Origin of the sequence: Caulobacter sp. DWR2-3-1b2, from assembly GCF_049896345.1 — a bacterium.
GTDB lineage: Bacteria > Pseudomonadota > Alphaproteobacteria > Caulobacterales > Caulobacteraceae > Caulobacter.
In genome coordinates, this window is the sequence record NZ_JAFCUC010000011.1 from 26,642 (window position 1) to 38,455 (window position 11,814).

Below are 11,814 nucleotides of genomic sequence, written 5' to 3' on the forward strand. Positions count from 1 at the left end.
ATTTGGGAAGACAGCGCCGCCATGGCGCGTTTCCGGGAGCTGAACGTGCCGCACGCCGCCGAACGTCTGAATATCGCCGTGGTCGGCGGCGGCATCTCCGGCCTGTCGGCGGCCTGGCTGCTGGCCAAGCGTCACGACGTCACCCTCTACGAAGCCGCGCCGCGCGTCGGAGGTCATGCCAACACCGTCGAGATCGAGGGCGTGGCGGTCGACACCGGCTTCATCGTCTATAACGAGCCCAACTATCCCAACCTGACGGCGCTGTTTCTTCACCTGAGCGTCCCGACCGCCGCCAGCGACATGTCGTTCGGGGTGTCACTCGACAACGGCGCGCTGGAATATAGCAGCACCAACCTGCTGGCCCAGAAGCGCAACCTGTTCAACCCGCGCTTCCTGAAGATGCTGCTCGACGTCACCCGCTTCTATCGGGCCGGGACGCGGGACGTGGCGGCGCTGGAAGCTTCGGGGCTGGAGGCCGGCGGGCTGTGCGGCCTGGCCGATTATCTCAGGGCCCAGGGCTTTGGCCAAGCCTTCCAGGAAGATCACCTGCTGCCCCAGGCCGCCGCCATCTGGTCGACCACGCTGCGCGACATCCGGGAATTTCCCGCCGCCTCGCTGCTGCGGTTCTTCGACAATCACGGCCTGATGCTGCCGGTCGACAAGCGGCCGATCTGGCGGACGGTGGTCGGCGGCAGCCGGGCCTATGTGGACCGCATGCTGGCAGACTTCGACGGTGAGGTGCTGACCAGCCGGCCGGTGCGCCACATCCTGCGCGGCCCGGACGGCGTCACGATCGAGGACGTCGCCGGCCAGAGCAGACGCTTCGACCAGGTGGTGATCGCCGCCCATGCCGACCAGGCCCTGGACATGCTGGTCCAGCCGGGGGCCGAGGAACGGCGGTTGCTCGGCGCTTTCCGTTACAGCAAGAACCGCGCGGTGCTGCATCGCGACGCCAAGCTGATGCCGCGCCGCAAGGCCGCCTGGGCCAGCTGGAACCATGTCGGCCTGCGTGGCGGCGACGGCGAGGGCGGGGTCACCTACTGGATGAACCGCCTTCAGCCCCTGGCCAAGGACGGCGCCCCGGCCGCCGACCCCTTCTTCCTCTCGCTCAACCCGGCGCGGGACCCGGCCCTGGCGTCCACGCTGCATGACCAGACCTACGAGCACCCGCTGTTCGACGGACCAGCGATGACCGCCCAGCGTACCCTGTGGTCGTTGCAGGGAGCCAACCGCACCTGGTTTGCCGGCGCCTATTTTGGATCGGGCTTTCACGAGGACGGCCTGCAAGCCGGCCTTGCCGTCGCCGAACAGTTGGGCGGCGTCCATCGCCCCTGGCTGACCCCCAACCCGTCGGGCCGGATTTTCGTCTCGGCGGTCGCCAGCGCGGCGCCGCCCTCGTTCAGAGTGGTGGCGTGAGATCGGCGCTTTACAGCGGCGTCGTCGCCCACGGGCGGATGAGACCCCGGCGTCATCGACTGGACTATCGCGTCTTCATGCTGGCGCTGGATCTTGATGAGCTGGACACGCTGGCGAGCCGTCTGAAACTATTCACGCACAATGGCTGGAATCTGGTGTCGCTCCACGACCGCGACTTCGCCGGCAAGGTCCGAGCGCCCTTGCGGCCCCAGATCGAGGCCAAGCTGGCGGAGGCCGGTTTCGATCTGGGTGGTGGGCGGATCACCCTGCTGTGCATGCCGCGCCTGCTGGGCAAGGGCTTCAACCCGCTCAGCGTCTATTTCTGCCATGACCGCGACGGCCGGCTGGCGGCGACGATCCACGCCGTGCGCAATACCTTTGGCGAGCGCCACGACTATGTGCTGCCGGTCGAGGCCTCGCCCGACGAGCGCGTGCGCCAGGCTTGCGGCAAGGGCTTCCATGTGTCGCCGTTCATGCCGATGGACCTGGACTACCAGTTTGACCTGTTGCCGCCGGGGAACCGGGTGGGCGTGGGGGTCACGGTGCATGACGAGGCGGGCCTGCTGCTGGCCGCCAGCTTCGCCGGCGAGCGGCGCGAACTGACCGACCGAGCGCTGTTGCGGGCGGTGGCTACCCACCCCTGGCAGGTGGCCGGCGTTCTGGCCGCGATCCACTGGGAAGCGGTGAAGATGGTGCTCAAGGGTTTTCGGTTGTTGCCTGGGCCAAAGAAGGTTGCGGCAAAGACTGGGGACACACACTCATCCCACGGCCTGGGCCACGCTGGCTGAAATCGTGGGATGAGTGTGTGTCCCCGTTCCTAGCGAAGCCTAGCCGGCGATCCACCCCTCCAGATCCGCAAGCGCCCGCAGGCTCATCAGCCGCTTCTTCGCCCGGCCGCGTTCCTTCAGCGGGATCTTGACGCCGTCGTCGCCGATCTTGGGGGTCTCCATCGGCGGCAGCAGGCCGTAATTGATGTTCATCGGTTGGAAGCTGGTCTTGCCCAGCGCCTCGCCCTCGATGTGACCGCCGGTCACGTGGTCGACCAAGGCGCCCAGCGCGGTGGTGGGGGGAGGGGCTTCCAGTGTCTGGCCCAGCCGCTCGGCGGCGGCGAAGCGGCCAGCCAGCAGACCCGTGGCGGCGCTTTCGACATAGCCCTCGACGCCGGTCATCTGTCCGGCGAAGCGCAGGCGCGGGGCGACCTTCATCCGCAGGGAGCGGTCCAGCAGGCGCGGGCTGTTGATGAAGGTGTTGCGGTGCAGGCCGCCCAGCCGGGCGAACTGGGCGTTGGCCAGGGCCGGGATCATCCGGAACACCTCGGCCTGGGCGCCGTGCTTCAGCTTGGTCTGGAAGCCCACCATGTTCCACAGGGTGGCCAGCGCATTGTCCTGGCGCAGTTGAACGATGGCATAGGACTTGACCAACGGATCGCGCGGATTGGTCAGGCCCACTGGCTTCATCGGGCCGTGGCGCAGGGTCTCGCGGCCGCGCTCGGCCATCACCTCGATCGGCAGGCAGCCGTCGAAATAGGGCACATGCTCCCAATCCTTGAACTCGGCCTTGGGCCCCTCGATCAGGGCGTCGATGAAGGCCTCGTACTGGGCCTTGTCCATCGGGCAGTTGATATAGGCGGCCGCGTCGCCGCCGGGGCCTTCCTTGTCGTAGCGCGACTGGCGCCAGGCGATGTCCATGTCGATCGACTCGACGTGGATGATCGGTGCGATGGCGTCGAAGAAGCTCAGCTGGCCTTCGCCGCTGAGCTCCAGGATGGCGTCGGCCAGGGCGGGCGAGGTGAGGGGGCCGGTCGCGACGACCACGCTGTCCCAGTCCTGCGGCGGCAGGCCGGCGACCTCCTCGCGGACGATGGTGATCAGGGGGTGGGCTTCGATGCGGCGGGTGACCTCGGCCGAGAAGCCGTCGCGGTCAACGGCCAAGGCGCCGCCGGCCGGCACCTGGTGCTGGTCGGCGGCCGACAGGATCAGCGAGTCCAGCCGGCGCATCTCGGCGTGCAGCAGTCCCACGGCGTTGAACTGCCAGTCGTCCGAGCGGAACGAGTTGGAACAGACCATCTCGGCCAGGCCATCGGTGTGATGGGCGTCGGTACGCACTTTTGTTGGCCCTACCGCTTCGCTGCTTGAGGGCAGGTCGCGCCGCATCTCGTGCAGGATCACCGGGACGCCGGCCTGGGCGATCTGCCAGGCGGCCTCGGACCCGGCCAGGCCGCCGCCGATGACGTGGATGGGGGAGAGGGAAGGAGGGGGCGTGCTCATGGGCGCCCTCTTACCCCCGCCTGTCGCCCGGCGAAACCGGCGTGTGGCATTGGACGGGCGAGGCGCCGGGGCCACGTCCCCGGAAATTCAGCGTGACACCTGGCGCGACTCGTCGCCAAGCCGGGGGCGAACGGCTTAGGGTCTGCGCGTTGACGGGTTCGCGCGGGTCGCGAACAAGAGAGGGGCTTTATGGGCGAGGCGAGCGCGGGGATCGAACGGACTGTCCGGGCCGGGCTGGCCGGATGGGCCCCGGCCTTGCGGTCTTGCTGGGCGGCGCTGGTTGCAGGCGCGGGGTTGGCGCTGGCGTCGCGCTTCCTGCCGCCTAGTCTGTCCGCGCTGACGCCCATGATCATCTTCGCCGCGATCGTGCTGGGCAGCAGCGCGGTCTATCGCGTGCTGCTCGCCGGGCCCGGCGGCTGGCATGGCCTGCGCTGGGGGCGCGAGGAATGGCGGCTCTCAGCGGTCTTCCTGCTGTCTCTGGTGATCCTCGCGGTGGTCGGGGCCGTCCTGCTGGTGATCATCGGCGCGGTGGCCGTGGGGGTGGCGCGCAGCAACGCCCCAGGCTTTGACAACGGGTCGCTAGACGCCTGGCGCGCGGCCTTGTCGGGTCCAGGGGCGATCCCCGCCAGCCTGCCGCCTCTGCTGTCGGCGATCCTGCTGGCCTGGCTGTTTCTGCGTCTGTCTCTTGCCCCCGCCGCGACGATCGAGGCGGGGGCGGTGCAGGTGCTCAGCGCCTTTGGCCGCACGCGCGGCGCGGTTCCGCGCCTGGCGGCGGCAGGCCTGGCGCTGATGGCGCCGGCGGCGATCCTGGTGATCCCGCTCACTCGCGTTTTACCCGCCGGACCCATCCCCGACCTGATCGAACTGCTCGTGCTGTTTTTCTATGTCATCCCGGTCTGGACGGTTGCGCTGGTCGATGTCTATCGACACCAGGCAGCCCCCGCCACGACCCTTGGAACTCTCGCGCCATGACCACCTTCTCGCCCGTCGAAGCCGCGCTCGAAGGGGTCCGCATGACGCGCCGCAAGCCGCTCGTGGTGCTGGCCTGGGCGGCCTGTTATTTCGCGATGCTGGTCCTGCTGGGCCTGGTGGTGGCCTTCGCGTTCGGCGGCTCGGTGCGCGCCGACCTGGCCCTGCTGCAGCGGACCAACGACCTGCGCGAGTGGGTCGATATCGTCGCCCGCCGTAAGGGCACCCTGCTGCCCCTGATCGCCTTGGCCGTTGCGCTGCAGTCGGTGATCACCGTGGCGATCATGCGGGCAGTGGTTCGGCCGGACGATCATGGCCTGGCCTACATGCGGATCGGCAAGCAAGAGGCGCGGCAGTTCGTCGTCGCCCTGGTCGGCTGGGCGGTGACCCTGGTCGTCACCGCCCTTCCCAGCGCGCTGCTGGTGCTGATTGGCTCCGGTCTGATCAGCCTGGGCGCGGTGGAAACCAATCGCTGGGTCGAGGTGCTGGGGACGATCGCCGTGGCGGGGCTGTCGATCTGGTTCGGCATTCGCCTGTCGCTGCTGTCGATCACCACCTTCGCCGAAGGCCGGCTCGACCTGCGGCGGACCTGGGCCCTGACGGATCGCCACTTCTGGCAGCTGCTGTGGATGTACGGCCTGGCGGTGATCATCACCATCTTGGTCGGCGTGGCCCAGACCGTCGTCGCGGGCCTGATCCTGGGGCTGTCGGGCGGGATCACCAACGTGGTGATGCTGGCCCTGACCGGCCTGGCCAACATGCTGCTGGCCCCGTTCTTCTTCACCGTCCAGATGGTGATCCTGACCGCCGCCCCGGCTCGCGCCTATCACGACCTGCACGCCAGCGAGCCGGTGGCGGTAGTGGCGGCTTAGGCCGCCGCGCTGGGCCGGGCCGACGCGCGGTCCCGCCAGGCCTTCAGCGCCGAGGCCTCGTCGGGAACCTCCAACCCGATGAAGCCGGCGAAGTCGATCGTGGTCAGGGCGACGATGTCGGCCATGCCATAGGCCTCGCCGGCGATCCACGGCCGGCCGTCGGCCAGCTCGCGGTCCAGCCACAGCATGGATTTGCCGACGATCGGCTTGTTGGACTCGCCGAAGTCGTTGTTCTGCGCCAACAGCGACGCGGTCAGCGGATGGGCGTGACGCCAGTACATCGCCACCGGTGACATGATCTGGAACTCGATCCGCCGCACCCACATATCGACCTGGGCCTGGGTCAGGGCGCAGGATCCAAACATCGGCGGCGTCGGGTGCAGGGCCTCCAGATAGCGGCAGATGGCGACGCTCTCGCTGATCGTCTGGCCGTCGTCGAGCTCCAGCACCGGCACCTGGCCCAGCGAGTTTCGGGCCTTGTGCTCGGCCGTCTTGTGCTCGCCTTTCCGCAGCGCAACGCGGATTTCTGGCAGGTCCACGCCTTTCTCGGCCAGGAACATCCGCACCCGGCGCGGGTTGGGCGCCGGGTTGGCTTCGCCATAGAGCTTCATCGGCCGTTTCCTCCAGTCGCGACCTGTTTTCGGCCACTTTCAAACAAACGTTAGAGGCTGCGCGGCCGCTCATGCAAGAGGTGGCTCGCGAATTGCGTCGGCGGGACTGTCGCCGGCCCCCGAACCTTGTTAGGCGTGATCCCGGATCACGACGCCAGCGAGGGGCAGCGCCATGCAACAGTTCTCGGCCACGGACGCGGCGCTCTCGGGCTTTCGCCTGGTGCGCGAACACCTGAAGACCGTGGGCGTCTGGGCGGTGTTGATGACCGTCGCCTCGTTGATCGTCAGCATCGGCGCCATCAAGCTGGCCGGGCCGCAGATGGCGGCGATGGTGGATCTGGGCGCCGAGCCCGGCGGCGACCCGGCCGCCACCTTCAAGGCCATGGAGGGCATGTGGCCGCTGTTCCTGTTCTCGGTCGTCTACAGCCTGGCGGTCTATTCTGTGTTGCTGACCGGCTTGAACCGCCTGGTGCTGCGCCCGCAGGACAGCGCCGGCGCCTATCTGCGCCTGGGCGCCGATGAGTTCCGTCAGGCCGTGGTGCTGATCCTGGTCAATCTGATCATCTTCGCGGTCTATCTCGCCCTAGTCGTCGTCGTGGCCCTGATCGGCGGTCTGGGCGCGGCGATCGGCGGGGCCCCCTTGGGCGTGGGTCTGGGGCTGCTCCTGGGGATCGCCGCGCTCTGCTTCCTGCTGGTGCTGGCCGTGCGCCTGTCGTTCGCGGGCGCCCTGGCGTTCGACACCGGCAAGATCGACATCCGCGGTTCGTGGGACTTGACCAAGGGCAAGTTCTGGCCGCTGCTGGGCGCCTATGTCGTCTCCCTGATCCTGGCGATCGTCGTTTACCTGCTGCTGCTGGTGATCATCGCGGTGATCGGCGCCAGCCTGGGCGGCGGGATTTCGGCGATGAGCGCGGCCTTCAATCCAGACATGAGCTCGATGTCGGCCTTCTTCACGCCGGCGGGCATCGTGCGGACCCTGTTCTCGGGCCTGTTGTCGATCCTGGTGCTGCTGATCGTCTTCGCCCCCGCCCCGACGATCTACGCGCAGTTGCGCGGTCGCAACGTATCCGACACCTTCGCCTGATCGACGTGACGGCCCCGGGAGATTTCCATTTTGTCCGGGTCGCCCTGGCGCCGCTGGATTTGTTGCGCCGCCGGCCCGTAGCGGCTCTTGGCCTGGCGCTGACGGGAACGCTGGTCAGCGTCGGCGGCCGCGTGGCTGTCGTCGTCAACAGCCACTACTGGCTCTCGACGTTCGGCGCCTCGCGGGTTACGGGGCCCCTGTTGGCGGCGTTGGCGATGGCGCTGGTGGTTGGCCTGGTAATCGCGATCGTCGGTGCGGCGATCGTGAGAGACCAGGCGTCCGATGCTGGCCGGGGCCTGCGCCTGTCACTGGGCGGCGACGAGGCGCGTCTCTTCGTGCTGTGGCTGCTGATCGTGCCGGCCGCCCTGATTGTCCTCCTGGTCATGCTGGTCGCTGCCGGCGTCGCCGGGAGCAGCGGCGAACAGGCGTTGGACGGATGGATGTGGAGCGGCATGGCGGTGGGCGTCTTGGCGACGTTCTGGCTGGCCAGTCGATTGTGGCTGGCGGGTCCGATGGCTGTGCAAGAGGGCCGGATCGGATTGCGCAAGGCATGGCGTCTGACGGCGACCCGGCGCGGGAAGGTTTTTGGCCTTTACATGCTGGCCATGACGGCGGCGTTGCTGGTGGGCGTCGGCGCCAATATCGGCCTCAGCCGGCTGGCCCAGGCGGTCCCCGTTCTCAACTGGTCCACCTTCGGCGCCTGGGACTTCGTGTTGAAGTCGGCGTTTCAACCCGTGCAGCTAGCCTTCCTGCTCTTGCAGGGGCTGCTCTTCGGCCTGGGGATCATCCTCCAAGCCACGACGAGCGCGGCGCTCTACAGGGCGCTGGCCGGCGATCGGGCGCTGGAACTGGCGGCGGCCTTCGACTGAAGCTCAACCGCCGAGCTTGGCGGCCGCGCGCCGCAAGCGCCTAGGCCCGCTTGCTCTTCTTCAGCGCGGCCACTCGCTCCAGCCGCCGCTCCTCGTGGCGGGCCAGCACGCCCTTGAGGTATCGCCCGGTCCACGAGGCCTCGACCTTGGCGACGTCCTGGGGTGAGCCCACGGCGACGATCTCGCCGCCGCCGTCGCCGCCCTCGGGGCCGAAGTCCAGCAGCCAGTCGGCGGTCTTCACCACGTCGAGATTGTGCTCGATGACCACCACGGTGTTGCCTTGGTCAACCAACTCATGCAGCACTTCCAGCAGCTTCTTGGTGTCCTCGAAGTGCAGGCCGGTGGTCGGCTCATCGAGGATGTAGAGCGTGCGGCCGGTGGCGCGCTTGCTGAGCTCCTTCGACAGCTTCACCCGCTGGGCCTCGCCGCCCGACAGGGTGGTGGCCGGCTGGCCGACCTTGACGTAGCTGAGGCCCACGCGCTTGAGCGTCTCCATCTTGTCGCGGATCGGCGGCACGGCCTTGAAGAACTCTGCGGCCTCCTCGACGGTCATGTCGAGCACCTCGGCGATGGTCTTGCCCTTGAACAGGATGTCGAGGGTTTCGCGGTTGTAGCGCTTGCCCTTGCAGACGTCGCAGGTGACGTAAACGTCGGGCAGGAAGTGCATCTCGATCTTGATCAGGCCGTCGCCCTGGCAGGCCTCGCAGCGGCCCCCCTTGACGTTGAAGCTGAAACGGCCGGGGCCGTAGCCGCGCGCCTTGCTCTCCGGCAGTTGGGCGAACCAGTCGCGGATCGGGCCAAAGGCGCCGGTATAGGTGGCCGGGTTCGAGCGCGGGGTCCGGCCGATCGGCGACTGGTCGATATCGATGACCTTGTCGAAGTTTTCCAGCCCCTCGATCCGCTCGTGCGAGGCCGGCGCGTCCGAGGCGTTGTTCAGGCGGCGCGCCGCGGCCTTGTAAAGGGTTTCGATCGTGAAGGTCGACTTGCCGCCGCCGCTGACGCCGGTGATGCAGGTGAAGGTTCCCACGGGAATCGAACCCGTGACGCCTTTCAGATTGTTGCCGGTGGCGCCGATGACCGTCAGCATCTTCTTCTTGTTGATCGGCCGACGCTCTTCCGGCACGGCGATCTCGCGCACGCCGGTCAGATATTGGCCGGTAATGCTGTTGGGATTGGCCATGATGTCAGCAGGCTTGCCCTCGGCGACGATCTCGCCGCCATGCACGCCCGCCGCCGGGCCCATGTCGATGACATAGTCGGCCGTCATGATGGCCTCCTCGTCATGCTCGACCACCAGCACCGAATTGCCCAGGTCGCGCAGGCCCTGCAGCGACTGCAGCAGCCGGGTGTTGTCGCGCTGATGCAGGCCGATCGACGGCTCGTCCAGCACGTAGAGCACGCCGGTCAGGCCGCTGCCGATCTGGCTGGCCAGGCGGATGCGCTGGCTCTCGCCGCCCGAAAGCGTGCCCGAGCCGCGCGACAGGTTGAGGTAGTCCAGGCCCACATCGACCAGGAACCGCAGGCGGTCATTGATCTCCTTCAGGATCCGCCGGGCGATCTCCATGTTCTTGTCGGACAGCTGGCCGTCGAGGCTGGCGAACCAGTCCTTGGCCGGACGGATGGCCAGCATGGAGACATCGGCGATGTCCATGCCGGCGATCTTCACCGCCAGGGCCTCGGGCTTCAGGCGCTTGCCGTGGCAGACCTCGCAGGGGGTGTCGGACTGGTAGCGGCCGAGTTCTTCACGGACCCAAGCGCTGTCGGTTTCGCGCCAGCGGCGCTCCAGGTTCGGCAACACGCCCTCGAAGGGCTTGGCCACCTCGTACTTGCGGGCGTTGTCGTCGTAAACGAACTTGATCTTGTCGCCGCCCGAACCCTGCAACACCACGTCGCGCGCCTTCTGCGGCAGCTTGTGCCAGGGCTCGTCCATCGAGAAGCCGTAGTGACGGGCCAGGGCCTGCAGGGTCTGGGTGTAGAGCGGCGAGGGGCCGCGCGACCACGGCGCCACGGCGCCCTTGTGCAGGGTCTTGTCCTTGTCGGGGATCACCAGGTCGGTGTCGAAGGCCAGCTTCGCGCCCAGGCCATCGCAGGCCGGGCAGGCGCCCGCCGGATTGTTGAACGAGAACAGTCGCGGCTCAATCTCGGCAATCGTGAAACCGCTGACCGGACAGGCGAAGCGCTCGGAAAACAGCAGCCGGCGCGGCTCCTTCTCGCCGTTCTCGATATTGGCCCACTCGGCGACCGCGAGGCCATCGGCGAGACGGAGCGCCTGTTCCATGGAGTCGGCCAGGCGCTGTTCCATGCCGGGCTTGGTGACGATGCGGTCCACGACCACGTCGATGTGGTGCTTGAACTTCTTGTCGAGAACCGGCGCGTCCTCGATCGGGTAATATTCGCCGTCGATCTTCAGCCGCTGGAAGCCAGCCTTTTGCCACTCGGCGATCTCCTTCTTGTACTCGCCCTTGCGGTCGCGAACGACGGGGGCGAGCAGATAGAGCCGCGTGCCCTCGGGCAGGGCGGTGATCTTGTCGACCATCTGGCTGATGGTCTGGCTCTCGATCGGCAGGCCGGTCGCCGGCGAATAGGGTACGCCGACCCGCGCCCACAGCAGGCGCATGTAGTCGTGGATCTCGGTGACGGTGCCCACCGTCGAGCGCGGGTTGCGCGAGGTGGTCTTCTGCTCGATCGAGATGGCCGGCGACAGGCCCTCGATCAGGTCGACATCCGGCTTGCTCATCAATTCCAGGAACTGGCGGGCATAGGCCGACAGGCTCTCGACATAGCGCCGCTGGCCCTCGGCGTAGATGGTGTCGAACGCCAGCGAGCTCTTGCCCGAGCCTGACAGGCCGGTCAGCACCACGAGCTCGCCTCGCGGGATATCGACGCTGACGTTCTTGAGATTGTGCTCGCGCGCGCCGCGCACGCGGATGAAGTTCAGTTGTTCAGCCATGTTTTCCGGAACGCGTGAGGCGAGGTTTGGGGTCGCGGGGAGGACGCGACGCGACGGCTATATGTAGGGGCTACGCTCGCAATTAACACAAGAACAGGATGCGAACAAAGATTGTGCGGGGGCGAGCTGCTGACAGGAGATGTCAGCAGCACTTTGGGGCTAACTCACCACTGGCAGTTTCCCAACCTGACAGCGACGACAATGCGACGCGCGTAACCGGTCGCCGGGGAAGGTGACACCCTTCACCCTCACTTAACCGCCTTTGGAAGCGCGACCTTCAGCACCTGCGGTGTCTAACGGCGGTAGATCGCGCGTCGGGCACGGACTTAGAGGGCGACCAGCTTGGCCAAGGCGGCGGCGAAAACGGCGGTGGCCAAGGCTCCGGGGCCCGCGACCGCCAAGGGCAAGAGCGGCAAAGGCGGCAAGTCGGCCAAGGCCGCCAAGCCGCGCACGGCCATGGCCGATGTCTGGACGCTGCTGATCTGCATCGCCGTCACCGTCTGGGCCTTCAAGACCATCGTCGCCCTGAGCGCCCAGAGCTTCTAGTCTTTAGAGGCGTCTAGAGCATTTTTCGAGCGAAGTGGTTCCGGTTCGCGTGGAGAAGAATGCTTCAAAACAAAAGATTAGAGCTCACGGCCTGACGCAGTCAGGTCGGGAAATGCTCTAGGCCGTAGTGACGATTTAGGATTCCCATCGAGAGGCGGTTCTGATTCAACGCTGCTTTTTGGAGGCGGTGTTGGAAGGCGAAGTTCTTCGGGACGATCAGTGGGCTCGGA

At 67.3% G+C, this 11,814-nt stretch carries 10 protein-coding genes; 7 read left to right on the forward strand and 3 right to left on the reverse strand.

What is annotated here, in order from left to right:
• The first annotated feature begins 21 nt into the window (after nucleotides 1–21).
• Both ACP694_RS19565 and ACP694_RS19570 read left to right on the forward strand, forming a co-directional pair.
• Entirely contained in the window at nucleotides 22–1,416 is a 1,395-nt protein-coding gene (locus ACP694_RS19565) for an NAD(P)/FAD-dependent oxidoreductase (protein WP_426015268.1), read from the forward strand.
• Nucleotides 1,413–2,204: a DUF1365 domain-containing protein gene (locus ACP694_RS19570; RefSeq protein ID WP_426015270.1), complete on the forward strand. Its 792-nt coding sequence runs from the start codon at nucleotides 1,413–1,415 to the stop codon at nucleotides 2,202–2,204. The genes ACP694_RS19565 and ACP694_RS19570 overlap by 4 nt, the downstream gene beginning before the upstream one ends.
• Nucleotides 2,205–2,243: 39 nt before the next feature.
• On the opposite strand, the gene trmFO is transcribed toward ACP694_RS19570, so the two are convergent.
• Entirely contained in the window at nucleotides 2,244–3,683 is a 1,440-nt protein-coding gene (trmFO, locus tag ACP694_RS19575) for a methylenetetrahydrofolate--tRNA-(uracil(54)-C(5))-methyltransferase (FADH(2)-oxidizing) TrmFO (RefSeq protein ID WP_426015271.1), read from the reverse strand.
• Nucleotides 3,684–3,872: 189 nt separating this feature from the next.
• Here trmFO and ACP694_RS19580 point away from each other — a divergent pair, with 189 nt between their 5' ends.
• Both ACP694_RS19580 and ACP694_RS19585 read left to right on the forward strand, forming a co-directional pair.
• Nucleotides 3,873–4,655, forward strand: coding sequence for a hypothetical protein (locus tag ACP694_RS19580; protein ID WP_426015272.1), 783 nt, complete (start codon nucleotides 3,873–3,875; stop codon nucleotides 4,653–4,655).
• The gene (locus ACP694_RS19585; RefSeq protein ID WP_426015274.1) at nucleotides 4,652–5,524 is read left to right on the forward strand and encodes a hypothetical protein; all 873 of its coding nucleotides are present in this window, start codon (nucleotides 4,652–4,654) and stop codon (nucleotides 5,522–5,524) included. The genes ACP694_RS19580 and ACP694_RS19585 overlap by 4 nt, the downstream gene beginning before the upstream one ends.
• Here ACP694_RS19585 and ACP694_RS19590 read toward each other — a convergent pair.
• Nucleotides 5,521–6,135 carry a glutathione S-transferase family protein gene (locus tag ACP694_RS19590; protein ID WP_426015275.1) on the reverse strand — a complete coding sequence of 205 codons (615 nt, stop codon included), beginning with the start codon at nucleotides 6,133–6,135 and terminating at the stop codon, nucleotides 5,521–5,523. The two genes, ACP694_RS19585 and ACP694_RS19590, sit on opposite strands and share 4 nt — an antisense overlap.
• Nucleotides 6,136–6,307: 172 nt before the next feature.
• On the opposite strand from ACP694_RS19590, the gene ACP694_RS19595 reads away from it, so the two are divergent.
• Nucleotides 6,308–7,219: a hypothetical protein gene (locus tag ACP694_RS19595; RefSeq protein ID WP_426015277.1), complete on the forward strand. Its 912-nt coding sequence runs from the start codon at nucleotides 6,308–6,310 to the stop codon at nucleotides 7,217–7,219.
• Nucleotides 7,220–7,224: 5 nt separating this feature from the next.
• Nucleotides 7,225–8,088 (forward strand): hypothetical protein, encoded by an 864-nt coding sequence (locus ACP694_RS19600; RefSeq protein WP_426015279.1) that lies wholly within the window; start codon nucleotides 7,225–7,227, stop codon nucleotides 8,086–8,088.
• A 40-nt stretch (nucleotides 8,089–8,128) separates the two neighbouring features.
• On the opposite strand, the gene uvrA is transcribed toward ACP694_RS19600, so the two are convergent.
• Nucleotides 8,129–11,038, reverse strand: coding sequence for an excinuclease ABC subunit UvrA (gene uvrA, locus ACP694_RS19605; protein WP_426015281.1), 2,910 nt, complete (start codon nucleotides 11,036–11,038; stop codon nucleotides 8,129–8,131).
• A gap of 342 nt (nucleotides 11,039–11,380) precedes the next feature.
• Between uvrA and ACP694_RS19610 the strand changes: the two genes are divergently transcribed.
• Nucleotides 11,381–11,584 (forward strand): hypothetical protein, encoded by a 204-nt coding sequence (locus tag ACP694_RS19610; RefSeq protein WP_426015283.1) that lies wholly within the window; start codon nucleotides 11,381–11,383, stop codon nucleotides 11,582–11,584.
• Nucleotides 11,585–11,814 lie beyond the last annotated feature (230 nt).